The organism is Schaalia sp. JY-X169 (genome assembly GCF_014069575.1).
GTDB lineage: Bacteria > Actinomycetota > Actinomycetes > Actinomycetales > Actinomycetaceae > Scrofimicrobium.
This window is the reverse complement of record NZ_CP059675.1, coordinates 879,252-904,507: the sequence shown is the minus strand read 5'-3', so window position 1 is coordinate 904,507 and position 25,256 is coordinate 879,252. Positions and strand designations below refer to the sequence as shown.

The following is a 25,256-nucleotide window of genomic DNA, read 5'->3' as shown; positions in this document are numbered from 1 at the left end:
TCTAGTTGTGTACTTTTGTGTGCATTTGTGTGCTCTTGTGTATATTTGTGTGCACACGTGTATACCCGTATACACCTTGGTGTAGCGGCCTGTAACGGTCCACCAACGCGAAGGGGCAGCAATTGCGCTTACAGAACCCGTTTGCGGCCCTCGCGCCGGTAGGTTTAGACTCTCAGGTCCTGACCGTTTTGTCTCGTTCTCGCGACCATCTAACCGCTGATCAGATTCACCGCGTGCTACCAGAACACGGGTCACTGAGCGGCGTCAGAAAATCGCTTGATAGGCTTCTTCGTCAAGGCATCGTTTCTGAAAGAGCCGCCGGACACACCAGTGGGTATGCTCTGAATCAAGACCACCTTCTTATCAACGCAGTATTGATGGTCGCCGACGCGAAGTCTGCGCTGACTACTCGCATCCGGGAGACGGTTCAGCAGCAGTTTAGCTTCGAGCCCACCCTCGTGGTTATGTTCGGCTCAGCCGCTCGGGGTGACATGAGTGATGACAGCGATATTGACTTGCTCTTCGTGATCCCGGATGGAGTGCCTGAGGAACAGGCCGAAGACCAGCTCTCTGACCTCGCACACAGTGTGCTCACCTGGACTGGAAATTCAGTCGGCCTACTTACCTATCGGGAAGGAGAGGTCGCGTCTGCGCCGATCTTTGACTCAGTCATGCGAGAGGGGATCGAGATCCTCGGAGATATGGCCTGGTTGCGGCGGGCATCCAGAAGAGCTAAGGCAGCATCATGATGTCACCGAGGCGAGCGCAACGCACGGTTCCTGCAGACAAGTCGGTAGCTGTAGGCCGCCTAACGAAAGCCCAGAGCTTCTTGAGCGTGGCTGATGAAGCACTGGACCTGGCTGACAACGAGAACGATGTTGCTGATGCCGCCGTAACCTTGTACGTACACGCTGGCATTGCCGCAGCGGATGCAATATGCGCATCGGCACTTGGACTTCACGCCAAAGGCTCAGACCACGCACAGGCTGTGACGTTGCTGGCAGAGGTGGATAAGCCTGCATCGAGGCAACTGTCTACTCTCATCGGGATGAAGACCCGCGCAGGGTACGGGCATGATCCGATGAACTCAGACCAGTTGCGGCGCGCGAGACGGGCAGCGCAATCGCTCGTGAACCGCGCCCGCACCTAGGTGACCTTATTTGTATGCACTAGATAGTGACGATCCAAAGCTTTCCAACTTTCCAGAGCCCTGTCCGGTGACGTCGGTCGCTAGAGAAGGTGTCTGCCTCGCTGGCAGCTTTCCGCCCGCACCGGCAGGCTAACGGAGCGAGTTTGGTCCACCCCCGCCTAACGGAGCGAGTTTGGCTCAGATAACACTGTCATATTGGGCAGAATCGAGCCGAACTCGCACCGTTAGGCCGAACTCGCACCGTTAGGCTCGTCAGGTGAGTGCTGCGCTGGTGGGCACGCCGCGGACCGCCGCCATTGTCTGCGGCACGTACCTGCGGCCAAACAGGTAGCAGTGGACGGTGAGGATGTGTATTTGGTGCAGGCCGACGCGCTGCTCCCAGCCGGAGGCCAGCGGTGAGACTTCCTGGTATCCGGCGATGATATGGGCCAGGTGCGGGGCGCCGAAGGTGTGCAGGGTGGCAAGGTCCTCCTCGGCATGACCGCCTTGGGCTGCAGGGTCGATCAAGGTTGGGCCGCTCCTCCCCCACATGATGTTGCCACTCCACAGGTCGCCGTGGATGCGGGCGGCAGCGAAGCCAGCCTCGCGGACCGCTTGGGGTTGGGGGTGGTCGAGGGCGCCTGATGCAAGCAGGGCGCAGAGGGCTTCGACCTCGGCTTTCTCGGCTGCGATGAAGGTGCGGGCCAGGTAGGGGCGGATGCGGTAGTTCGCGTAGAAGTGGCCCCAGCCGGTGGTTTGCTGCGGCGCGGCATCTTCCGGCAGCCCGGCCATTTCCGGTGTTGCGGCACTGTCCGGCGGCGCGGTGAGGAGCGGCAGCGGCGCGGCTCCCATCCAACCCGTTGCAGGATCGTGTCTGGCAGGGTCTGGGTAGCCCGGCGGTGGTGCGCCAAACCAGGGGGCGCCACTGGCGTGCAGGTGGGCGAGCATGGCGCCTAGTTGGCGGGCGGCCTCGGCGGTTGGGGCGGCCTCGTCGATACGTTCGGTGACGAGCCTGGTGCGGGTTGCCTCGATCACCTTTGGGACGCGCGCACCACCCTCGGCCAACCACGCCAACCCGGCCGCCTCATAGAGGGGCTGACCCGGGGTGGCGCCAGCTTGTTTGGTGAAGGTCGCGTCTGCCATACCTCCAACCTATCCGGCGGCGGCTGCTGCCGCGACCTCTGGATTCTTCCGTTTCGAACTGGTGGCGACAATGGAAATCACCACGGCCAGCGCCCCCCACAGTCCCAGCAGCACCGCGGCGCCCGCGATGGAACCAAGGCCGGGGACGAGGAGGCCCGCGAACACCTCACCCGCGAGGCCCGCCGGGAGCATGCCCGCAAGGCTACCCAGTGCGGACACGCCCGCTGGGGCCAAGGCTGCGGAAACCCCGATAACCAGGGCCGCGACCGAGGCCGTGACCCAGCCCTTGGGAAGGACTAGGGCCAGGGCCTGCTGCACGGCGGCAAAGACCAAGCCAGCCAGGATGCCGAAGGCGAGAAGGCCGAAGAAACCACCCACGCTTGCCGAACCGATCATGGCGACAATGATGCCGCCCACCGCACCGATCGCACCCGACCACAGCGCCGGGTGTCGCAGGGCGCGAACGGCAAGGAACGCCGACGAACGCGTTGAAGACGCAAGGTATGTGGCCGCAGGCGGGTAAACGCTCTGCAGCAACATGGAGGCTAGCCACAGCAGCAGACCCAGCGCCACGGCAGGCGCTGCTGACTGACCGGCTGCAACAACCGGGCTCTGCACCGGGGAGGCCAGAGCCTCACCGAGGGCTGCGGCCTGCTCGTCGCTCACGCTCGGAACCGCGTCCCCAGCCATGGCGAGGCCGTCGGCAAGCTCGCCGGCGCCGTCACCCAGCAGGCCTAGGCCATCGCCAAGTTCGTCAGTGCCATTGGCAAGCGCCTGCGCGCCGTCAGCCAGTTGCCCGACGCCATCCTGGGCCTGACGCGCACCGGAAGCCAGTTCACCGGTGCCGGAAGCGGCTGTGCTTGCACCATCGGCCAGCTGGCTAATCCCCCCGGCAAGCGGCGCGGCACCAGCAGCGATCTGGGAGACGCCGTCGGTGTACTGCTTGACGCCACCCACGTACTGGGTCATGCCGTCAGCAATCCCGCGTGCCCCGGGCACCAACTGCTGGGTGCCGGTGGCCGAGAGCTGGTTCATGCCATCAGCCAGCGCCTGCAAGCCGTTGAGCAGGTCATCAATCTGCCCCACACCGCTGTTGATTTGGTCGAGGACGGCTTGGATCTCCGCGATGATCTGCTGGTTCAACCCGGCTTCAATCTGAGCTCGCAAGTCCACTAGCCACTGGGCGAGGACGGCATCCAGCTCTGCTCGCACCTCCGGCGCACAGAGCGGACTGTCAGGGTAGGCGACGCAATGCTGATCAAGCAGGGCGGGCAGCTGATCCAAGACAACCTCAATCTGAGCCAACAACTGGTCAACCAGCTCCTCAACATTGCCATCAACTTTGCCCAGCGCGTCCTTGAGAGCATCGAGGATGGGCGTGAGCTGCTGGACACCGTCATTCAACTGGTTGACGCCACCAGCCGCTTCACTCACCCCTGCAACATACTGTTCGAGGCCGTTCGTGAAAGCCTGACTGCCCTGCGCCAACTGGGTGCCACCGGCGACTAGTGCCGGACCACCTGCTGACACCTGCCCCAAGCCCCCGGCCAACTGGCTGGCACCGCTTGCGGCTTCACCGGCGCCGCTGGCGAGTTGGCCCAGGCCCGCCCCGAGCTCATCGGTGCCCGCCGCCAACTGACCCAAGCCATCGGCCGCTAGCCCGGCGCCGTCACCCAGTGTGCGGTTGCCGTCGGCGAGGGCGGAAGCGCCGGACTGGGCGCCCTCGGCCCCATCGGCAAGTTGTTGGGCGCCATCGGCAGCTTCCTGCAGTTGCGGACCCATTTCGCTCAGGCCCCCGAAGATGCCGGCGACGAACTCTTCGGTCATCATGGAGCCCAGGTTGGCGGTCGCCTTCCACACCTCTAATTCCACCTCGGTGTCACGGGATGCGGAAGATCCGGGAGCAACCTCGACCTCAACCGAAGCCTGTACCGCGTTCGACAGCGATGACAGGGAGGTGACGTCGGCAGAGAACTCCGGCGGAATCGTCACTGCCGCAGCGTAGCGACCCGACCTAAGGCCAGCGGCGGCGCGGTCGGAAGTGGTGATCTCCCACTCGAAGGGACCATCCAAACTGACCAGTTCAGCCGTGAGTTGGCGGCCCATGGGGACAATCTGGCCTTCGACCTCGACCGAAACGTCATTGTTGACGACGGCGGCCAACCGCGAATGAGCAGCGGCAGGGCGCATCCCTACCAGGGACAACGCAAGGAGGGCGAGGGCGACCAGCGCGGTCAAAGCGACCAGCATGGTGCGCTTGCGGCGAGGGTTTGCGGAAGTGGTTGGGGTGGTCATCACTGCACCTCCTGCAGTTGTGCCGGCGCGGGCGTGGTGGTGAGGCTGAGGGTTTGCCAGTTTTCGATAGCGAGGTTGGGTGGGGCGGTACGGGCGCCGACCAGCAGGATCGGACCGCCCACATCCGCGGCGGGAATGCCAAGTAGTCCAGCGTCGGCCTTGAGGTTCTCCCCCAGGTCGACGGCAATGATAGGGGCGCCCTCACGCAGGGCACGCTCGACCTGCTCGCGAACCCGGGCGGCTCCCCCGGTGGTGGGGGGTCCGGCCTGCACGTAAGCGACGCGGCGGCGTACGGCGGAGGCACGCTCCGGGATCAGCAGGTCGGCAACCTTGAGGGTGCCGGAAACGGGGGCTTCGCGGCCGGCCAGGGCTCGCAGCAGTGGGCGAACGTCCTGGGTGTCGCCGGTGATGAGCAGGGACTGGCCGGGGGGAAGCAGGAAGGAGACCGCGGTTCCGCCCTCGTCCACTACCACGTCGTTGGCGGCAGCGGTGGCGGGAGTGCCGGGCCAATCCTTGAGGGCGCGCTGGCGGACCACGCTTTCGCCCTCGATATCAAATACGGGCAGGGCGCGGTCCAACCACTTCGGCAGCCACCAGGCACGGTCGCCCAACCACATCATGATGGCGGGGATCAGCGTCATGCGGACAACGAAGGCATCGATGGCGACACCGATGGCCAGGCCGAAGGCGATGGGTTTCAGGCTCATATCGCCCTCGGGAACGAAGGCCGCGAACACGGACACCATGATGATGGCGGCGGCGGTCACGACTTTGGCGCTGCCCAGGAACCCGGAGGTGACCGAGGCGCGGGCGCGGCCGGTGTGGACGTAATCTTCGCGCATGCGGGAGACCAGGAAGACCTCATAGTCCATGGAGAGGCCGAAGAGGATCCCCATGGTGACAATCGGCATGAAGTTGATGATGGGGCCGGTTCTGGTGACTTGCAGGAGGTCGGCTAGGAAGCCCCACTCGAAGACGATCACCGAGATGCCGAAGGTGGCGCCGACGGTCAGAAGGTAGCCGAGCGCAGCCGTGACCGGGACCGCGATGGAGCGGAAAACGATGGTGAGCAGGACCAGGGAGAGACCGACAACCACAAGCGCGAAGGGCAGAAGGGCGCTGGAGAGTTTCTGGGAGACATCGATCCCCACGGCGGTGTAGCCGGTGACGGCGATGTCGACGTCGTACTCGTCGGCAAGTTGGTCGTGGAGAGCGCGAATGTCGTACACCACTTGGCGGGTCTCCTCCGAGGCCGGGGCGCCGGTTGGGATGACCTGGATGATGCCGGTGTCGGCAGTCAGGTTGGGGGTGGCGAGAGGGACGCTGACGACGCCGGGAATCGCCTCGATCTCTTGCTTGAGACTGTCCATCAGGCCCAGTGGGTCGGTGGAGGTGACGATCGGCATGGTGACGATGAGGGGGCCGTTGAAGCCTTCGCCGAACTTCTCGGCGACGACCTCGTAGTTCGTGCGGGCTTCGTTGCCTTCGGGAAGGACCCCGGCGTCAGGAAGGGCCAGGCGTAGGCCGAGGGCGGGCACGGAGAGCGCGCCGAGGACCACCACAATGATCACGGTGGTGACCGCGGGGCGCTTCGTGGCGCCGCGGACCCAGAACTTGAAGAAACGGTTTGGGGTGGGCGGGGCGACGCCGCCGACCAGGTCGGACGTTTCACCGGTGGCGAGGGCGGCGCGTTCCTTCTTGGTGAGGACGCGCAGGCCCGCGAAGCCGAGGATGGCGGGCAGCAGCGTCAGTGCGGCAACCACCGCCACGCCGACCGCGGCGGACCCGACTGCGCCCATCATGGTGAGGAAGGGGATGCCCGCGACGCTAAGACCAAGCAGGGCAATCATCACGGTAATGCCAGCAAACACGACGGCGGAACCGGCGGTGCCGAGGGCGCGGCCGACTGATTCGGGGACAGAGATCCCCGCGCGGAGTTGGTCGCGGTGGCGGGAGACGATAAAGAGGGAGTAGTCGATGCCGACTGCCAACCCCAACATGACGGCGAGCAGAGGCGTCGTTGCGTTGATGGTGAAGAAGTTTGCGATCAGGAAGAGGATGGCCATTGAGACGCCGACACCGCTCAGCGCGGTGATCAGCGGCAGGCCGGCGGCGAGCAGGGTGCCCAGGGTGAAGATGAGGACGATGAGCGCCACGACGACGCCGAGGGCCTCCGTGACCGACAGTGTGGGGAACTCCTGGGCGAACAGGGCGCCGCCCAGGTAGGCGCTGGAGCCTTCGGGGAGCTCAGCGTTGAGCGCGGCGGTGACTTCGTGGAGTTCGTCTTTGACCTCATCGGGGACGTTGGCTTGCGCGGCAGTTAGCTGGATGGTGATCAGGACGCTGGTGTCGTCGGAGCTGATTTCGGCGGGAGTGTACTCGTCCACCAGCGGGGTCACGGTGTCCACGTCCGGCAGAGCGGTGAGGGCATTGGTGGCGTTGTTGATGGCTTGTGCGCTGGCGCCCTCGTTCACGACCCCCGGGCCTGTTACGACAATCTGGGCGGAGGCTCCGGCCACCTGCGGGAAGGTGGCGGCGAGTTGCTCAAGGGCATCCCCGGATTCGGTGCCGGGGATCTCCACTGAGTTGTCGAGGCTGCCCATGTTGAAGAAGACGAGGCCGCCGAGGACCGCCAGGACGGAAACCCAGACAAGGACAACCATTTTCCGGGCCTTGACTGCGCGCCTACCTGCTAAGTAAAGGAAAGAGGACATTCCCGCTCCTGATGCTTCTGCGTCCCGATGGCTATGAGCGTTCCCAGACCCCAAAACGCGCCGATACACTAGTGTATCGGATACAGTACTGTATCGACAGGAGGTTGCGACGACATGCAGGAACTCTCTCCAAAGCGAACGCAAACTCAGCAGCGCTTGCTGGATGCGGCGTTCCGCGTACTCGCCAGCGACGGGTTTGCTGGCGCTTCGATCGAGACGATTGTGGCTGAGGCCGGGTTCACGCGCGGGGCCTTCTACTCAAACTTTGAAAGCAAAGAAGAGCTGTTCGCTGCGGTGGTGGATAGGGAAATGCGCAGGAGGCTGAAGCTGGTCAAAGTCGCGGTCGCTCAACTCGGTGAGGGGGATGTGCCGGTACCGGTGACGGCGGACGTCCTCGGGAAGCTTCTTGAGGCGGTGATCGTGGATCCGCAGACAGAGCGTGAGTGGCAGATTGTCATGACGGAACTGGAGCTTGATGAACTGCGCAACCCTGGCGGCCCAAGTGCATTGGCGGAGCCGGATTTGACCTACATCGATGAGGTGGCGGAAGCCCTGATCCCGGCGTTGAACCGGCTGGGGATTGAGTTTGACGGGGACCCGGATGTGATCATTCGGTTGCTGATCAATGGGTATCTGGCGGTGATTCGCCAGGCGCTGCGGGGGCTGCCGCGGGGTGCGGACATATCGATCACGCCGCAGTTGGAGTGGTTCACGGTGTTGGTGGAGAAATTCTTGAGGGTCCCGCAGGACTGACCTCGCCCTCCGGCACCGCCCGCCCTCTCGTCCCGGGCCCCACACGCCGTGCGGCCTATGCTGGAACGAGGACTAGGGATCAAGGGCCAGAGACCAAGGACCAAAGAAGGGATGCAGGCACGGTGACGCAAGCAACGGAAGAGCTCGAAGAGTTGGCACAGATGTTCACGGACGGGCCAGTTGCACTCCTGACCGGGGCCGGAATCAGCGCCGACTCGGGAATCCCCGACTACCGCGGCACAGGCGCTCCGCTGCGGGCACCCATGAGTGTCCAGCAGTTCCTCGCCGACCACCACTACCGCCAACGCTTCTGGGGCGGCGCGCGAGTAGGCGCACTACGAACCCGAAACATCGCACCCAACGAAGGCCACCGGGCCACCGCCCGCATGGAGGCCGCGGGCCAACTGTCAGGTGTGATCACACAGAACACGGATGGCCTGCACGCCCTCGCAGGAAGCCACGATATCGCCGAACTGCACGGGAACGGGCGGGTCATCCGCTGCATTGAGCACGACCACCGCTGGAATCTGTCCGAGGTTCTCGCCTGGTTCGACACTGCAAACCCCGGGTTTGCCGACCGCAACGCCGACGCCCAGATCACCCCCGACGGCGACGCCGACGTGACAGACGTGGAGGGCGTGGCCGTCCCTGTTTGTCCGGCTTGCGGCGGGATGCTGCGGCCCAACGTTGTCTACTTTGGCGAGCACGTCCCCTACGAAGTCTTCACCCACGCCGAGGAAATCCTTGACGGGGCAAATGCTCTCGTAGTTGCTGGCACCTCACTGGCGGTGAACACGGGGGTACGGCTCGTCAACCGGGCGGAGCGGCGTGACATGCCCATCGCCGTCATCAACAAAGGGCCAACAGCGATTGACATGCGGCCCTCGGTGGAGATTCGCATTGAGGGCGGGACCAGCCAGTGGCTGGCTGCCCTGGCAACCCGGCTCGGCGCCTGACGGGGGCAGGGCCAAACCCCCTCCGCCCACCCCGCCGCGCCCCTTCTCCGCGAGATCGCTTAACTCCGCCAGTTTCAAGCACAATAACGCTGTTATGTGGCCAAGTTGAGCGATCTCGCGGAGAGAAGGGGGCGCATACAGTCACACTGAGCGCGGCACGCCTCCCGCCACAGTGTCAGCGAGGGCGGTGAGCCAGGCAGCCACCCCATCCGGCCCGTCGCAGAGGACGTCAGCGCGAGCGGCGACCTCGGGCGCTTCAGGCGACCCGGAAACGACAGCGCAGGTCCCACGCCGCGCCGCGATTTGCCCCAAAGCATCAAAAGCCGCCATGTCCCCCAAGTCGTCCCCGGCGAACAGCACTTCCAGGGGATCGACCTCGTCCACAAGCGCCGACAACGCATCCCCCTTGGTGACGGTGGCACCGCGCAGTTCCCACACGTAGCGACCCGGCTCCACGGTGAGGCCGTAGCGCGAAGCAGTGTCACGCATGGCGTCCTCGACCTCGGCGAAAGCGGCATCAGGTTCGGCAGCGTTGCGGACGTGGAGGGCGACGGCGAGGCCCTTGTCCTCGACGTGACTGCCGGGGTAAGCCGCCGCGACCTGCAACAACGCGGCCTTAGCCGAGGCGATTCCGAGAGGCGGCGTAGGAACGGAAGCCCGCCCCGTCGCCATGTCGAGGCGTTCGGCGCCGTACTGCCCCAGGAGGATCGCACTGGCAAGGCCGGGCCGGTCCGCGGCGCGGGAAAGTCGAACAATCGACTCGACGGGCCGCCCGGAGATGATGGCGACTTGCACGCCCTCGGCAGCGAGCCGCGCGAGGGCGGAGGCCGATTCCTCCACCATCGTCGCGTCCTCCGGGTGTGGGGTGATCCGCGCCAGCGTGCCGTCAAAGTCGAAGGCTGCCAGGGTGCGGGACGGGTGGCTCGCGACGCGTTCGGGGAAAGCTGCGGCGGCCGGCGTGACGTCTATCCATGGTTCGCTCATGTCCCCCACTGTGCCAGATTTGTGGGGCCCGCGCCGCGCCCTCGACGCGAAGTGCGTGACGGGACGGGCGTTTAGCGGCTACCGTAAGGAGAAGATGAACCAAGGAGGCACCATGCCAGAAACCACGACGGACCCAAGTTTCGTTGTCGTCGCCAACCGTCTGCCGGTGAACAGAGTGACGGACGCGGACGGGGGCACATCCTGGCAGACTGCGCCCGGGGGCCTGGTGACCGCCCTCGAACCTCTCATGAGAGAGAAGGGCGGGGCGTGGATCGGGTGGATCGGCGCTCCGGATGAGGTCGTGAAGCCGTTCCGCCACGACGGCTACCAGATTGTTCCCGTTGAGTTGTCGGAGGCCGAGGTCGAGGACTACTACGAGGGATTCTCGAACGGGACGCTGTGGCCGCTCTACCATGACGCCGTGGCGTTCCCGGAGTACCACCGTGAATGGTGGGACTCATACAAGCAGGTCAACAAGCGTTTTGCCGAGGCCGCGGCGGCGAGCGCCGGGCACGGTGCGACCGTGTGGGTGCAGGACTACCAGCTGCAGTTGGTTCCTGCCATGCTGCGCGAGTTGCGACCGGACTTGAAGATTGGTTTCTTCCTACACATCCCCTTCCCACCGATCGAGCTGTTCGAGCAGATTCCGTGGCGCAGGCAGATCATCGAGGGGCTGCTCGGGGCCGATCTGGTTGGGTTCCAAACCCCGGCGGGGGCGCAGAACTTCCTGCGTCTGGTGCGCAAGCGCACCGACAACCGCGTGGAACGCTACCGCGTTTTCGTGAAGGACAGCCATGTTTGCGCGGCGAGGGCGTACCCGATTTCGATTGATGTGCAGGGCTTCCACGACCTCGCCCAGAGCCCCGAGGTGAAGGCGGAGTCGGAAGCATTGCTGGAGGAGCTCGGCCACCCGAAGAACATCCTGCTCGGCGTGGACCGGCTGGATTACACAAAGGGTTTGCGCCAGAGGATCCGCGCGGTTGGAGAGTTGTTTGCCTCCGGCCAGTTGGATCCCGCCGAGACAGTGTTCTTGCAGGTCGCGACGCCTTCGCGCGAGGACGTGGAGCAGTATCGCGTGCTCCGCGACGACATTGACTTGCTGGTGGGGCGGATCAACTCGCAGGTTGGCGGGGTGGGACGGCCGGCAATTTCCTACAGGCACGCTGGTTTCCCGAGGGCGACGATGGCTGCGATGTACCGGATCGCTTCGGTCATGCTGGTGACGCCGCTGCGCGATGGGATGAACCTGGTGGCCAAGGAGTATATTGCGTGCCACCCGGGGCGTGCGGGCGCGCTGGTGCTGTCGGAGTTCGCTGGGGCGGCGCGGGAGCTGAAGCGGGCGTACATCGTCAATCCTTACGACCTCGACGGTTTGAAGGAGACGATTATGGAGGCCCTGACAGATCCGTACGCGGAACGTTCCAAGCGGTGGAGGGCGATGCAGCGCCAGGTTTGGAACCACACGATTGACGATTGGGCGAACAACTTCTTGAGGGATTTGGAGGGCGAGCCGGAGCCGGAGCCGGAGCCAGCCGAGCCCGAGGCCTAACCAACCGAGCCCGAGCCCGAGCCCGCCAAGTCGGCGCCGACCAGCGCCCACCGCCAACGTCGCCGAAGTCAACAAGGGGCGCCGACAAATCGGCCAAACAGCGGCGACCTATGGCGACATCGGCGACATGGACCCACAGCAAACCGCTGTCCCCAGAACATCATTTCCGGCGTTATCCGCAGGCGTGGTTATCGCTGGTTGATTCCGACTCGGCACCAGAGCTGAATGTCGAGATGACAGAAACCATCATTGAGCCGGTCACTGCCTCGACACTCCTCAGATCAACTCGAGCGTCGCCAGCATCTCGTAGCAACGAACGTGATCCGCACGCGGTATTGCTGCGCCGGGGTCACTTCCTTCGTGTCTCAACCATCCCGCAAGAAGCCGCACGCTGGAAGGTTCGGCGAGAGATCTCAATTGCGCGATCTCTTGCCGTAATGCTCGACCAACCAAGTGTGCACACCCGATCAACGTCCATCGGCGATATCGACCACCCAATCGCGGCTTTGACTATGGATGCAGCCTTGGCCATTCGTGGGATAGAGAGCTGGCTGAATGTTCCCGATGTCCACTACTGGCCGCCCGTCGCAGGGTCTCGGACGATACTCAAGAAGTTGCCCGAGGTCGAAGTACACGGGCACAAAGTGCCAGTCTCCAATGTGAGGCGCCTGGCGGGAATACGGCTGCGTGCAGACACCGAAATGGTCCGAGGGGTACCGGTCGTAAGTATTGAAGAAGCAATGCTGGATCTCGCCCGTTATGCTCATCCACTGCAAGCTTGGGTTGGATGCTCCATGGCACTACGGGCCATCGCGCCATTTGATCCGAGGGATCCAGCGGCATCTAGGCGTCAAGCCGACAGAGTTAAACTTGGACTGCTCGAAGAGGTCAGCCGAAAAATCGCCAAACGACAATCACGTCGAGCCCAGGACATCATCCGTGGAATAGATAGCGGCAACCAGAACTCTGGCGAGGCTGCACTGTACTGGCTCACAAGTGTGGTGCTCCGTGGCGACGAAAGCAGTGCTTCGCGCCCAGTGCCTCAAATGTCAGTATCGACGCCAGGCGGTAGGTTCTTCCTCGACATCGGGTTCCCGGAAATCGGATTGGGACTTGAGATGGATGGGAGAACCAAGCTCTCTATGGGTGCGGACGCACTCGGATCGTGGATGGATCGCCAACATGCCCTCTTGCGGGCGGGCTGGAAACTGGTGCGATATCCGTACAGCTCCCTGAGTGATCCCGAGGGGCTCGCTCACTTGCTTGCCGCCGATCTCTCAGCGCATGGACTTCGCGCGCAGGCGCCAGGCGGGCCGATGTGGCGGCCGGTGAGCAGCTATCTGCTGGCGCCTGAGCGAAGGTTCTGAGGCCCAGGTCGCCGAAGTCAACACAAAAACCACCCAACGTCGCCGATATCAACATGGGTCGCCGATGTCTGGGTGAATTAGCGGCGACCCATGTTGACATCGGCGACGTTGGCCAGGGTGGCGCGGCGCAGCACGGCTGGGATGGCGTGGGATAGCCGGTATGTGCAGGCGGCGTGAGCGCCGACGCGCCAGCGGCGCAGCACGGCTGGGGTGTGAGGGCGCGGCTGGGCTGCGGGGCCCCAGCGCGCGCCGGCGCGGCTGGGCCGCACCGCTGGGGGTGCCGGGGCGATGCTGTGCGTAGGAGCTTGGCGGTGCGGGATGCTGAGGCGCGGACGTCCGGAGTGCGGTCCTACTTCGCGCGCTTCGGCACCGAGTTCGCCAAGCGAACCGCGTGTGCCGTGCGGTCGCGAACCTCCTTGAAGTCGCCGCGCCCAAGTGCCTGCCCCGGAACCATCCAAGATCCACCAACGCTGAGGACGGAACGCAACCCCAGATAGTCCTTAATATGAGCGGCCCCAACGCCGCCAGCAGGTATGAACTGCATGGTCGGGAACGGTTCCGCCAACAACTTGACGCCCGAGACCCCACCAATTGCAGCCGCCGGAAAAAGCTTGACAATGTTGAAGCCAAGATCGAGGGCGTTGAGGACGTCCGTCGCAGTCGCGGCTCCGGGCACGGCGGGAATACCTAGCTCCGCACACCTCTCGAGCACCGGAATGCTCAGACCTGGTGAAGCAACATACTGGGCACCCGCGTCAACTGCTAGATCGACCTGATCGGCATTGAGAACTGTGCCCGCACCGACAAGCATGTCCCCCCGGTCAGCCAAAGTGCGCACAATCTTCTCAGCACCTTCGGTGCGGAAAGCAATCTCTGCCGCGGGAAGACCGCCCTCGACGAGAGCATCAGCCAACTTCCCCGCATTCTCAGGCTTGTGTAGGACAACAATGGGAACAATCCGATAGTTAGCGAACAAATCCAAAACGGACATTAGCTTCCTTTACTTACCTGCAACGTACGAGGCGGGAAACGCAAACTTGAACGACTCAAGACTACCTGTTCATCTCCCGTACATACAGCCGAGAACAAAGGTGCACCGCACACTAGGCCACTGAGCGCCACCCCTTGAACATACGATCCCAAGCTGTTAGACATGATAGAGGCGTGAGTCACACTATTGCGCCAAAGACGGACATCAAGAACTGGTGTCTCCTCAGGAAGGTGGTAGCCAATGGGCTTAGAAGACAAGTTCTCAGCGAACAAAGACAAGGCCGAAGGTAAGGCTGAGGAACTGGTAGGCAAAATAACCGAAGATGATGAGAAGGTCGCCCACGGCAAGGGCAAACAGCTACGCGGAGATGTCAAGAGTGCCGGCGAAAAAATCAAGGATGCCGGAGAAGATGTCGTCGAGGGCGTGAAGGGCCTGTTTGACAAGAAGTAGGCCATCTCTCCTCAAATTGACTTCGATCTTGAAAGGAGACAACCATGGGTTTTCTAGCTTTTCTGCTACTCGGTCTGATAGCCGGTTCAATCGCCAAGCTCATCCTGCCAGGAAGGCAAAATGGTGGCTGGTTCTCGACCCTGATCTTAGGTGTCGTGGGCGCAATGCTTGGAGGATGGCTGGGGTCGGTGCTGTTTAATGCACCATTGGAAGAGTTCTTTTCGATCCAGACCTGGCTTGTCGCCATCGGTGGTTCCCTGATTGTGCTGCTGATCTACGGGGCACTTGTAACCTCGAGAAGACCGTAAAAACGCTGGGTTCTATACAAGGCGAAGGGTCCGCTCCAGATGTGGCGGGCCCTTCGCCTCACTCTTGGGGACCGCAGGCAACCGCGCGTCTATCCCCCGCTCGCCTCCGCCGTAGCCAGAGCCACAGCCCCCGCTATCCCGTCCCCGCCTAACACATAACTGACGTCGCGAGAATCCAGCAGCTCCCGAAGACGCACACCCACCGGGTTGGCGCCTGCGGCAATGCTGCCAACAAGCACTAACGGCGCTCCGTCCGAGGGCGTGTCCCCCACCGCACTCGCGGCGGCAAACAACTCCTCCGCAGCCTCACCGGCGATCAGTGTGGCGACCTCGTCACCCAGTTCTACCGCACGATCAATCAGTGGCGCGTATCCGCCCAGGTCACGTGGCGGTTTGCGATATACGTCGGCAATCACCTCTGCACTGGATCGCCCAGATAATACCAAGTCGGTCAGCATCGTCTTCGGCCCCCGCCCAGAAGCGCCATCAAGGCCAGCACGCACAGCCTGCTGCCCCAGCCACACACCTGCACCCCGGTCGCCAAGAAGGTAGCCGTATCCGTCACACACCGCGCCAACTTCGCTGCCGTGGATAGCTGCCGCGACAGCCCCCGTCCCCGCAATCAGCACGCGCCCCGACCGACCACGTGGCGCAGCACCAGTGGAGAACCCCGACCAGAAGGCAACCACTAGGTCAGACACCACGCGAAGCTGTGTACTAAGTCCAGCCTCAGTCCAGGCACTCTGCGCCGCCGTCTCCAGCACGTCAGGGCTGGTCAGATATCCTGCTAGCCCCGCAACCCCACCGACAATGGCGTCCCGGGTCCCGGCCGGACTTTGGTCGAGGGCGTCCGCCAACACCTGTCGCAACACGGGACCGGGTTCCCCTCCCGAGTTCGGGTTGATACCCCCACCACGCGCCTCTGCCACAATCCGCCCAGCGAGGTCGGCGACAACCACCCGGACCGCGGTTCCACCCCCATCGATTCCGACGACGAGGGCGTCCTCACCGACCACTCTGGCGTGCCTCAAGATCAGCTACGGCGGCGCGCGTATCCTCCAGTGCCTGGATGCTCCGGTCGAAGGTTTGCTGCGCGATCGCTACGAACAGGCAGTCCACAACCGTCAACTGCGCAAGCCGACTACCTGTCGCCCCGGCGCGGAACGTTGTCTCACGTGCCGCAGTGAACAGGGTGCGGTCCGCTAGTTGAGCGATCGGTGAGCTGGGCGAGTTCGTCACAGCCACCGTCTTCGCCCCGCGCGACTGAGCGATACGCAGAGGCTCAATGGTGTCGATGGTTCGACCGGAGTGTGAGAACCCAAAAGCAACGGTTTGTGGCCCCGCAAGCGCCGCGGAGGACACGGACTGGTGGGAGTCAAAAAACGCAAACGCCGTCATCCCGATGCGGTGTAGTTTCTGCTGGAAGTCTGCGGCGACCAGCCCGGATGCGCCGACTCCGTAGATCTCGATCCGGGTTGCGGCAACTACGTCGTTGACGACTGCCGCCAGGTCTCGCAGGGAAAGCGCATTCGTTGTGTCCGCAACGGAACAGGTGTCAGCGTAGGCGATCTTCTTCACCACGGAGTCGATGTCGTCGTCGGGGAAGATGTCTCCGTTCTCAACATCTGGCCCCTGCCGGTCCCGCGCCCCCATCTCCGTTGCGAGTGCCAGGCGCAACGCTGAGTATCCGGAGATACCCAGCGTCCGGCAGAATCGGATCACGGTGGTTTCAGAAGTTGCGGCCTCGCTGGCAAGCACAGAGATCGCCATGCCTGAGACGCGCGCGGGATCTGCGACGATGATCTCCCCAACCCTGCGCATAGCGGGTTGGAGGTCGGGCAGTGCACCGCGGATTCTTACGCTGAGTGGCACTTCGGGGTCCGAGATCATTCTTCCTCCGCGAGCACGTTCTTACCGAACTGGTCAAAACTGCCGCCCTCAGCCATTTCTGCACGCACCGAGTCACGTAGCTTACCGTGGTTGGCAGGGATAGGGGCCGCGCTGAGGAGCAGTTTGGTGTACTTATGTTGCGGGTTCAGGATAACTTCATCGGACGGTCCGCGCTCGACGACCTGCCCCTTGTAGAGCACCATGATTTCGTCGGAGAAGTGGCGCGCGGTCGCGAGGTCGTGGGTGATGTAGAGGACACCCAGGTTATCTTCGCGTTGGAGTCGCGCTAGGAGATTGAGTACGGAGAGGCGAATCGACACGTCCAGCATGGAGACCGGCTCGTCTGCTACCAGATACTTTGCCCCCGGTGCGAGTGCCCGAGCGATCGCAACCCTTTGCCGCTGCCCCCCGGATAGTTCGTGGGGGTTGCGGTCGGCATAGGACTGCGCGGGCTCCAGGTTGACGCGAGAAAGCAGTTCCAGAACCTGTTCATCCACTTCCTCGCGGCTCTTGGCTTTTCCGTGAATCCGCAGCGGCCGCTCGATGTGGTGCCCGATGGTGTGGAACGGGTTGAGCGATGCGAAGGGGTCCTGGTAGACCATTTGCACCAGGTGGAGGTACTCCTGCCCTTTGATTCCCCGAACGGTGGACCGTAGCCCGTCAACGGTGATGTGGCCCCTGGTGGGCTGCTCCAGCCGCATGATGAGTTTGGCAATTGTCGACTTTCCTGAGCCTGATTCACCGACGAGGGCGATGGTTTTGCCGGGCTCTAGTGTGAAAGAAACATCGTCAACTGCTCGCAGGATTGAGGATTTGAAGCCCTTGCGAATCCGGAACTCCTTGGTGACGTGGTCAACGACAAGACTCACTTTCCTACCCCCTGGTTTGCAGTGGAACCTGCTCGGCCCGTGCCGGTGCGAACGAAGTCGCCCTCGTCCCCAAGCAAGCTGGGGAATGAAGACAGCAGCTTCTTCGTGTAATCGTGCTGTGGGTTCTCGTAAATGTTCTTCGAGGTGTTGAGTTCGACGATCTGCCCGTCACGCATGATGGCGATTCGGTCGGAAATCTCAAGGAGGAGCGGCAGGTCGTGGGTGATGAAGATGACGGCGAAGTTGAGTTCTTCGCGCAGCCGCATGATCTCCCGTAGAATCCCCCGCTGCACCACGACGTCGAGGGCGGTGGTGGGTTCATCCATGATCATGATTTGCGGGTTCAGCGCCAGCGCCATGGCGATCATGACACGTTGACGCATCCCACCTGATAGTTCGTGAGCGAAGGCGTTGAGCCTGTTTGGGTCGACCCCAACAAGTTCCAAGAGGTGACGTGATGCCTCGGTCTTCTCGGCCTTCGTCATGCCTGGACGGTGTGTCTTGAAGACGTCAAAGAGCTGGGCGCGAACCGAAATCACCGGGTTGAGGGCATTCATGGCGCCCTGGAACACCATGGAGATTTTCTCCCACCGAAACTTGCGCAGGCCATCACCGTAGAGGCCGGTGACGTCGATGTCTGTGCCGCTCTTGTCATGCATGGTCACGGTCCCACCTGTGAGCATGGCGGGTGGTTTGAGGAGCCTGTTAATCCCGTATGCCAGGGTGGTTTTCCCGCAGCCGGATTCGCCGGCGAGGCCGAGGATCTCCCCACGGTTCAGGACCAGTGAGACGTCTCGGACGGCGCGAACAGGCTCTGCTACCTCGTACGTGATCGACATGTTTTCCGCGGTGAGGACCGGGATTTGCTGAGCCATGTACTCGTCGTGTTCCGGGGTTGTTAGCGGCCCCGTATAGAGAGTTTCAGTCACTTTGATGCCTTCCCTGCAGAAGCCAGTGTCTTGCGTTGTGCGTCCTTGCGGCGCAGTTCACGTTCAGCTTTGCGGACTGACCGAACTGCGTCGGGTGCGGCACGCAGCTTCGGGTTGATAGTTTCGTCAATCGAGAAGTTGATCAGCGATAGGCCGCAACCCAGCAGGGCGATTAGAAGCCCCGGGGGAACAAACCACCACCACGCACCAACGTGGAAGGCGTTCTGTTGGGCGGCCTGATTCAGCATTGTTCCCCAGGTGATTGCGCCGGATGGGCCAAGCCCAAGGTAGGACAGACCGGCCTCGGACAAAACTGCGAGGACAACTGCGGAGAGGAACATCGAGGCCAGCAGTGGCAACAGGTTGGGAAGGATTTCAACCAGGATGATCCGGTATCCCTTCTCACCTGCGGTTCGCGATGCGGAGACGTAGTCACGGTTGCGCAATGACTTGGCTTGCAGGCGCAGCACGACCGCGGATCCCGCCCAGGAGGTGACGCCGAGGACGAGGGCGATCATCCACATCGAACGGGTTTCCATGTACGCTGCGACCACGATGACCAGCGGCAGGCCGGGAATGACCAGCATGATGTTGGTGACCAGGGAAAGCGCCTCGTCGACAAACCCTCCCCGGTAGCCTGCAACGATACCGAAGAACAGTGAGAACACCACGGCAATAAAGCCTGCTGTTGCCCCAACCAGTAGGGACCCGGCTGCGCCCTCGGCCAACTGGGCGAGGACGTCCGCCCCCAGGTTGTTGGTCCCCAGGAGGTGTGCGCCGGAGGGCGCCTGCATGGGGGCGTTGCCGTACTCGCGCGGATTCTGCGTCAGGAATGGGCCCAGGATTGCGAAGAACACGATCCCGAGTGTCAAGAAAAGGCCGAGGCCGAGCTTGATATCCATGCGTGGAAGCGACCGACGAAGGCGGCCCTTCCTGCGGGAGGACAGCTGCTTCTCAAGGATCTCTTCGCCCTCTGAAAGTGGCGTGGTTGCCTGTGATAGTGCCGCTGAGTCTGTGGTGTCGACCTGGAGTGGAACTCCAGCCAGTACGTTATCTACTTGTTCACTAGACATTGCTACGCGCCCTCGGATCAATGAACCCGTAAACCATGTCCATAATGAAGTTGGCAAGGAGAACGGTGATGGTAATTATCAGGAAGACACCTTGCATAAGTGCAAAGTCCTTGTCTTGAACGGCGGTCATGAGCAGTTTGCCGACCCCGGGGTATGAGAACACCTGCTCCATAACGATCGAACCTGCCACGACGAAGCCGAGGTTGATTCCGAAGGCTGCAAGTGATGGCAACGCAGCGTTGCGTCCCGCATACCAGGTGAAGATGCGACTGTTTCGCAGGCCCTTAGCCTCGGCGGTGACCACGTAGTCTTCCGACAGTGTCGACACCATCATGTTGCGCATGCCGAGCACCCATCCACCCACTGAGGCGATGATGATCGTCAGGGCAGGGAGGAGCCCGTGGTAAATGACGCTGGAAATGAAGGGCCAGCTGAGTTCGGGTCCTGCTGGGAAGGCCCTCATGGAGTAGCCGCCGATGATGGGGAACCAACCGAGTGAGACGGAGAAGAGGGAGACGAAGATCAGCGCCAGCCAGAAGTAGGGCACCGACTGAAGGAGCGTCATTCCGGGGATGAGGGCGTCAGCGGCGGTTCCGCGCTTCCATCCGGCGAAGGCACCGATTGCGACACCGAGGATGAAGGAAATGATGGTGGCAATACCCACCAGCATCAGTGTCCACGGCAGCGCATTGCCAATCAGTGTGGAGACCTGGGCGGGGAACATTGAGCTCGACACACCGAGGTCACCCTTGAAGAGGTTGCCCCAGTAGTTGATGTACTGGTTCCACATCGGTGAGTCATCGGCACCGAAGATGAGGTTGATCGAGTTTTCCATCGCGGGGGTGATCTCACCGCCGCGTCGCATGATTTTCTCGATGAAAATGGTTCTGGGGTCGCCCGGCATCAACCGTGGCAACATGAAGTTCAGCGATACTGCGGCCCAAAGTGTGAGCACGTAGAACGCAATTCGTCGCACGTAATATCGCACGCGCCACCGCTCCTTTGCGTGTCTTAGGTAGTCCGGCCACTCCCCTCGCGAGGAGTGGGAGTGACCGGACCTTTTCTATGCTGCGAGCAGCGGTTGTTTACTTGTAGGAAAGCTTCGAGAGGATGTAGGCGGCTGAGACACCATCCCAGGAAGCAGGGAATGCGTACAGGTCATCTTCGGTTGGCCAGCCGGTGAAGTCAGTCTGGTTGAAGAAGGTCTGTGATCCACCGTGGAACAGGGAGATGTAGGGGACGTCCTCGACAATGTTCTCTTGAACAATGGCGTAGGCGGCCTTCAACTGCTCCGTGTCGTTGGTTGTCGCCGCTGCCGCAACGGCCTCGTCCACTGCCGGGTTGGAGTAGCGCGAGTAGTTGGTCTGGTTCGGCTCAAGCGACGTTCCAACCGGCTGTGTGAAGTCGGTGGTGAAGGAGTTGCGGTAGATGGTGAACGGATCTGAAATCGGGGTTCCGAAGAGCGCACCCGTGAACAGTTGGTAGTCACCGGTCATACGACGGTCGGAGTACTGGTCGTTGGTGATGGTACCGTTCTGCAGTTCAATGCCGGCGGCCTTGGCCTGGGAAACCATGAGTTCCGCGGCGGCGTTCTGGTCGGACCAGCCCTCAACCGACTCCAGTTTGATGGAGGCGCGTTCGCCGTCCTTCTCATAGATTCCGTCTGAGCCGAGCGTCCAGCCGGCGGCTTCCATAACTTCCTTGGCCGCTGCCGGATCGGCATCGTCCGGGTTAGTCAGAGGCATGCCTTCTGCAACCCAGGCTTCGTCACGGTCGGGCTTGACGAAGGTTGGCGAGGCCGGCTGCGCCAGGTTGTAGTATGCCTTCTCGTTGATTTCGCCGCGGTTAATCGACAGGTTCAGTGCCTGGCGAACTTCCTTGTGTGTCTGCGCTCCCGTGCAACCGAGTTCCGCATTGCTGCAGATCATCACTACCGTGGGGTTCGGTGAGGCGACATTGAGGTAGCCCAGGTCGTGAGGCTTCACGAGGGCGTCCGGCTGGGGAACAAAGAACGTTGAGTAGTCCAGCTCACCTGCCTTGAAGAGGGACTCGGCCGAGGAGTTGCCGTCGATACCAAGGTACTGAACCCTGTTGATTCCGGGGCGCTCAGCATCCCAGTAGTCGGGGTTAGCAACCATGGTGTAAGCAGCGTCGGTGACGTTTTCGACCATGAAGGGTCCGGTTCCAACGGGGGTGGTGGCGTTATCGAAAGTCACCAGATCCGATACGCCGCTGAAGACGTGTTCGGGAACGATGTAGGTGGCGCCGAGAATCGAGTACTCATTGGTGAATGACGGCTGGTTGAAGTGCAACTTTACTGAAGTGTCGTCGATGACCTCCACGTCCTCGACGTAATCCATCTGTACGCCCTCGTTGGTGAAGGAGTACTTGATGTCGTCTGAGGTGAGCGGCTCGCCATCATTCCACTTGACGCCGTCGCGGATCTTGATGGTTAGTTCTGTGCCATCTTCACTCCACTCGGTTGATTCACCGAGCAGAGCGATTGGCTCGCGGGCTTCAGCCTTGTTGTAGAAGAACAGCGGCTCATAAACTCCGCCGAGCGCCGCGTGGAGCGCAGTCGGCGAGTAGGGGTTGAAGTTGGCAACAACTGGTGTTTGTGTGCCAGCAAATGCAATCAGGGTGGGTCCGTCGGCAGCGCCTTCTCCGGACTGACCTGCGGACCCATCTGTGCCTGACCCACCGCCGCCACACGCGGCCAGCAGACCGAGGGAAGCAGCTAAACCAGCAGCGAGTGCTGCGCGCTTCCATTTCCTATTCGGGGACATCCTTGTTCCTTTCGCAGACCCCATCCGAACGACCATTGAACGGTGGGAATAAATGCATTGTATGTAGATTTGTTTCCGACATTCAACCTGTTAGGTCATTTTGTTACGTTTGTGCAACAGATCACCCTGGAAGTCGAGGTCGCGGCAGAGCTGCTGCCAACCGGCTCTAGTAGATCTGAGGCGCAAGATACGGCCGTGGCGCGGGTGATCGCGAAATGATTTCGAGGGCGCCACAGCCTCCATCAATCCCATCGCGCAGGACCGGGCTGCCCCAGAGTAGATCGGCAAATGGCCTTCTGACCTGCTCACTCTCCCACTCCGGACGCCTCCAGACAAATTGCTCGCCCGATATTTCGTGAGCGATTTCGAGCATGGTGACTCCCGTGAGAACCGGGCGGAATGCCTCGCGGTCCGTGACATAGAGCTGGCTACCGCACACCGGTTCGCCCTCGTGCTTCTGAAAAGTCGGCACAAACCAAGCGGGACGGAAAGCAGCTCCCGGCAGTGAACGCGAGTTCAAAGCTGTCGCGAATGACTCGCGGAGCCAAGGGGCGCCCACCAATTCGAAGGGTCGCGTAGTTCCCCTACCTTCGGACATGGTGGTGCCTTCGAACAGTGCGGTGCCCGGGTAGACCAGAGCGGTGTCAACCGTGGGTAGGTTCGGGGACGGCATCACCCAGGGGAGCCCGGTGTCCTCCATGTACATTTCCCTTGACCACCCCTCCATGGCGATGACTTCGACGGGGGCGGAGGCCAGGCCATCGGCGCTGTCGCGCGCAGAACACTCGCGCGCCAACTCTCCGATTGTCAGACCGTGGCGGATAGGGATACTGCTGCGGCCGACGAAACTCTCAAAACCCGGAGCAAGCCCCGGCCCTTCCACGACTGCTCCCGAGAGCGGGTTGGGACGATCAAGCACGTAGAAGGGAATCCCCAGCCGGGCTGCGCTGCGCATGCAGTCAACCACGGTCCAGGCATAGGTGTAGAACCGCGTTCCCACGTCTTGGATGTCTGCAACCAGGGCATCCAGGTTGAGTGCCTCGATCGCTTCATCCAGCTTGTCGTCAGTGAGCCCGTAAGTGTCGAGGACGGGCAATCCGGTCTGGGGATCACGGTCGGCGGATTCCGCCAGGCCCGCCTGGGCTGTTCCCCGCAGGCCATGCTCGGGCCCAAGGATAGCCGCGACCTTCCCATGCTCGCGATGAAGAGCAACCGCACTGAGTTCCAAGTTCGCGAGGATAGCGGTGTAGTTGGTAATCAGCCCCCAGCGCTGCCCGGGGACCAGACCGGGGTTTTCGAGCAGGCGTTCCGCTCCGATCTTCACGGGCATGCTACTTTCCTGCCTCCTGTGCTGCTTCCAACGTGGTGACCGGCATGGGGAGCCCACCGTCGGGCTTCTCTTTCCCGACGAGGACGTTCCCAGCCGCTTCGATGGCGAAGAGGTTGTCACCGTAGGTGAACAAAACCGAATGCTTCTGCGACACGGAGGCCGATTCGTGCGGCGACCTCAGCGCAACCACATGAACATTTAGACCGGCTTGGTCAAGTTCAGCCAGAACCTCGGCGACGGGGAGTGAGTCCTTCCAAGCATCACGCAGGACAACCACGGCCTCGGTTGCATCTTCGGTGGCAGCCGAGTCCAGCCCGCGCCACGGTCCGCCCTCGTCTTCAGTTGCCCCCCATTCCACCAGGGTCACGGAGTGGTCGGCGCCCTCGAGGATCGGTGTGAGGACATCGCCCGGGTTGGCTCCGCGTTTTTGGGGGTCCTTCCCCGGGTGGATGACGAGGACGTTCGAGCCGGGCATGAGGCTCGCTTCCACCGAGGCATCACGCTCAGCAACAGAGGCTGCCGCGGCCGCGCGGGCAAGTTCGGTGTGGTGAGGATTGTCGAAAATTTCGAGATCGGGAATCTGTGGGCTATCGAGGCCGAGCTTCTTCTTGAGCCTGAGGATCCGCGTGGCAGATTTCTCCAACTCAGCGCGATTGAGTCGCCCTTCACGCAATGCTCGTAGCACCGCTTCGTAGGCTTCGGGCAGATCGACGGGCATGAGGATCTGGTCGGCACCTGCCTGGAGTGCCACCACACACGCTTCCGCGGGACCTTCGGGGCGCTCAGCCCCACCCATGTCCATTGCATCGGTGATAATGACGCCCTCGAACCCGAGGTCATGACGCAGCAGATCGGTGACGATCGGGGCTGAGAAAGTCGCAGCATCCTTGGGATCTAGATCAGGGAAGGCGACATGGCCGAGCATGATCGAGTCGGCACCGGCGTCAATCGCTGCCTGGAACGGAAGGCGTTCAGTGTTCTCCCACTCTTCCCGAGTCAGTGAGACGGAAGGTAGGCCAAGGTGCGGGTCCGCCGCGGCGCTGCCATAGCCGGGGAAGTGCTTTAGGGTCGAGGCAACCCCGCCCTCGGCTAGTGCACGTGTGACGGTAGCCAACTGGCTTGAAGCCTTTTCAGGGTCTGACCCAGCAGAGCGAATGTTGACACCTGGATTCTCCGAAAGAACATTGACGTCGGCGACAGGCGCGAAGGTTTGGAAAATGCCTACAGCACGCAGCTGTTCACCGGTGACGTGTCCGACCTCGGCCCACAGCCGGGGGTCTTCGGTAGCGCCGAGCGCCATCGCACCCGGCATGTGTGCAGCCCCCACCCGGACGCGGGCCACCGTCCCGTTCTCCTGGTCGGTCGCGATCAAGAGGGGGATATCCGCAGCGGCCTGCAGATCCAGGTTTGTGGCGCGAATATCGGCGACAGGCTCGTGATCTCCCCCGGGCGGGAAGTAGATAACGGCACCGAGGTGGTACTGGCGGATGTACTCTTTGAGGCGCTCATGGACTTCTTCTTGAAGTTCCTTTTCAGTTCCACCCCCGAATCCGAGGATGTCTTTCGCGGCGTGGCCACCACTCGCTACGCTGAACAACTGTCCTACGAGAACCTCATCGCTCCAGCCGGACACCTCTGCCAACGCTTGTTCTACTGTCTTCTTTCCCATTGGGCACTCCTTTGATACCAACCTATGAGCCGTAACACCAGTCTCAGAAATTATGGCCTGGCGCACCTGTC

The 25,256-nt window shown here is 62.2% G+C and carries 22 protein-coding genes; 8 read left to right on the top strand and 14 right to left on the bottom strand.

Features of this window, described 5'->3' with window-relative positions; translation table 11 throughout:
• Positions 1–122: 122 nt before the first annotated feature.
• Complete coding sequence (locus tag H2O65_RS03945) at positions 123–749, top strand: nucleotidyltransferase domain-containing protein (RefSeq protein WP_182142354.1); 627 nt, start codon at positions 123–125, stop codon at positions 747–749.
• A complete protein-coding gene (locus tag H2O65_RS03940; RefSeq protein WP_220458788.1) occupies positions 746–1,150 on the top strand; it encodes a hypothetical protein in 405 nt (134 codons plus the stop codon). The genes H2O65_RS03945 and H2O65_RS03940 overlap by 4 nt, the downstream gene beginning before the upstream one ends.
• 252 nt (positions 1,151–1,402) lie before the next feature.
• On the opposite strand, the gene H2O65_RS03935 is transcribed toward H2O65_RS03940, so the two are convergent.
• The 3 genes from H2O65_RS03935 to H2O65_RS03925 are packed head-to-tail and all read right to left on the bottom strand — an operon-like array spanning position 1,403 to position 7,281.
• Positions 1,403–2,272, bottom strand: coding sequence for a fructosamine kinase family protein (locus tag H2O65_RS03935; RefSeq protein ID WP_182142353.1), 870 nt, complete (start codon positions 2,270–2,272; stop codon positions 1,403–1,405).
• Between the two features lie 9 nt (positions 2,273–2,281).
• Positions 2,282–4,567 (bottom strand): hypothetical protein, encoded by a 2,286-nt coding sequence (locus H2O65_RS03930; RefSeq protein WP_182142352.1) that lies wholly within the window; start codon positions 4,565–4,567, stop codon positions 2,282–2,284.
• Positions 4,567–7,281, bottom strand: coding sequence for an MMPL family transporter (locus H2O65_RS03925; protein ID WP_182142351.1), 2,715 nt, complete (start codon positions 7,279–7,281; stop codon positions 4,567–4,569). Before H2O65_RS03925 ends, H2O65_RS03930 begins: the two co-directional genes overlap by 1 nt.
• A 114-nt stretch (positions 7,282–7,395) precedes the next feature.
• Between H2O65_RS03925 and H2O65_RS03920 the strand changes: the two genes are divergently transcribed.
• Positions 7,396–8,034, top strand: a complete 639-nt coding sequence (locus tag H2O65_RS03920) for a TetR/AcrR family transcriptional regulator (protein WP_182142350.1) — start codon at positions 7,396–7,398, stop codon at positions 8,032–8,034.
• A gap of 122 nt (positions 8,035–8,156) precedes the next feature.
• The gene (locus H2O65_RS03915; RefSeq protein ID WP_220458787.1) at positions 8,157–8,990 is read left to right on the top strand and encodes a Sir2 family NAD-dependent protein deacetylase; all 834 of its coding nucleotides are present in this window, start codon (positions 8,157–8,159) and stop codon (positions 8,988–8,990) included.
• Positions 8,991–9,131: 141 nt separating this feature from the next.
• On the opposite strand, the gene otsB is transcribed toward H2O65_RS03915, so the two are convergent.
• Complete coding sequence (gene otsB / locus H2O65_RS03910; protein ID WP_182142349.1) at positions 9,132–9,974, bottom strand: trehalose-phosphatase; 843 nt, start codon at positions 9,972–9,974, stop codon at positions 9,132–9,134.
• Positions 9,975–10,086: 112 nt separating this feature from the next.
• Here otsB and H2O65_RS03905 point away from each other — a divergent pair, with 112 nt between their 5' ends.
• Both H2O65_RS03905 and H2O65_RS03900 read left to right on the top strand, forming a co-directional pair.
• Positions 10,087–11,523, top strand: a complete 1,437-nt coding sequence (locus H2O65_RS03905) for a trehalose-6-phosphate synthase (protein ID WP_182142348.1) — start codon at positions 10,087–10,089, stop codon at positions 11,521–11,523.
• 233 nt (positions 11,524–11,756) lie between these two features.
• Positions 11,757–12,890 carry a hypothetical protein gene (locus H2O65_RS03900; protein ID WP_182142347.1) on the top strand — a complete coding sequence of 378 codons (1,134 nt, stop codon included), beginning with the start codon at positions 11,757–11,759 and terminating at the stop codon, positions 12,888–12,890.
• A 349-nt stretch (positions 12,891–13,239) separates the two neighbouring features.
• Here H2O65_RS03900 and eda read toward each other — a convergent pair whose 3' ends face one another.
• A complete protein-coding gene (gene eda, locus H2O65_RS03895; RefSeq protein ID WP_182142346.1) occupies positions 13,240–13,881 on the bottom strand; it encodes a bifunctional 4-hydroxy-2-oxoglutarate aldolase/2-dehydro-3-deoxy-phosphogluconate aldolase in 642 nt (213 codons plus the stop codon).
• Between the two features lie 240 nt (positions 13,882–14,121).
• Here eda and H2O65_RS03890 point away from each other — a divergent pair, with 240 nt between their 5' ends.
• Both H2O65_RS03890 and H2O65_RS03885 read left to right on the top strand, forming a co-directional pair.
• Positions 14,122–14,331, top strand: coding sequence for a CsbD family protein (locus H2O65_RS03890; RefSeq protein WP_182142345.1), 210 nt, complete (start codon positions 14,122–14,124; stop codon positions 14,329–14,331).
• 44 nt (positions 14,332–14,375) lie between these two features.
• Complete coding sequence (locus H2O65_RS03885) at positions 14,376–14,639, top strand: GlsB/YeaQ/YmgE family stress response membrane protein (RefSeq protein WP_182142344.1); 264 nt, start codon at positions 14,376–14,378, stop codon at positions 14,637–14,639.
• An 89-nt stretch (positions 14,640–14,728) separates the two neighbouring features.
• Here H2O65_RS03885 and H2O65_RS03880 read toward each other — a convergent pair whose 3' ends face one another.
• The 9 genes from H2O65_RS03880 to H2O65_RS03840 all read right to left on the bottom strand — a co-directional run bounded on the left by H2O65_RS03880 (position 14,729) and on the right by H2O65_RS03840 (position 25,185).
• A complete protein-coding gene (locus H2O65_RS03880) occupies positions 14,729–15,655 on the bottom strand; it encodes an N-acetylglucosamine kinase (protein ID WP_182142343.1) in 927 nt (308 codons plus the stop codon).
• Entirely contained in the window at positions 15,645–16,529 is an 885-nt protein-coding gene (locus H2O65_RS03875; protein WP_182142342.1) for a MurR/RpiR family transcriptional regulator, read from the bottom strand. The genes H2O65_RS03880 and H2O65_RS03875 overlap by 11 nt, the downstream gene beginning before the upstream one ends.
• Entirely contained in the window at positions 16,526–17,398 is an 873-nt protein-coding gene (locus H2O65_RS03870; protein WP_182142341.1) for an ABC transporter ATP-binding protein, read from the bottom strand. Before H2O65_RS03870 ends, H2O65_RS03875 begins: the two co-directional genes overlap by 4 nt.
• Positions 17,395–18,327: an ABC transporter ATP-binding protein gene (locus tag H2O65_RS03865; protein ID WP_220458786.1), complete on the bottom strand. Its 933-nt coding sequence runs from the start codon at positions 18,325–18,327 to the stop codon at positions 17,395–17,397. Before H2O65_RS03865 ends, H2O65_RS03870 begins: the two co-directional genes overlap by 4 nt.
• Positions 18,324–19,400, bottom strand: coding sequence for an ABC transporter permease (locus H2O65_RS03860; protein WP_220458785.1), 1,077 nt, complete (start codon positions 19,398–19,400; stop codon positions 18,324–18,326). The genes H2O65_RS03865 and H2O65_RS03860 overlap by 4 nt, the downstream gene beginning before the upstream one ends.
• Entirely contained in the window at positions 19,393–20,388 is a 996-nt protein-coding gene (locus H2O65_RS03855) for an ABC transporter permease (protein WP_182142340.1), read from the bottom strand. Before H2O65_RS03855 ends, H2O65_RS03860 begins: the two co-directional genes overlap by 8 nt.
• Before the next feature lie 97 nt (positions 20,389–20,485).
• Positions 20,486–22,186: an ABC transporter substrate-binding protein gene (locus tag H2O65_RS03850; protein ID WP_182142339.1), complete on the bottom strand. Its 1,701-nt coding sequence runs from the start codon at positions 22,184–22,186 to the stop codon at positions 20,486–20,488.
• A 166-nt stretch (positions 22,187–22,352) separates the two neighbouring features.
• Positions 22,353–23,516 carry an exo-beta-N-acetylmuramidase NamZ domain-containing protein gene (locus tag H2O65_RS03845; protein WP_182142338.1) on the bottom strand — a complete coding sequence of 388 codons (1,164 nt, stop codon included), beginning with the start codon at positions 23,514–23,516 and terminating at the stop codon, positions 22,353–22,355.
• 1 nt (position 23,517) lies between these two features.
• Positions 23,518–25,185: a glycoside hydrolase family 3 protein gene (locus H2O65_RS03840; RefSeq protein ID WP_182142337.1), complete on the bottom strand. Its 1,668-nt coding sequence runs from the start codon at positions 25,183–25,185 to the stop codon at positions 23,518–23,520.
• Positions 25,186–25,256 lie beyond the last annotated feature (71 nt).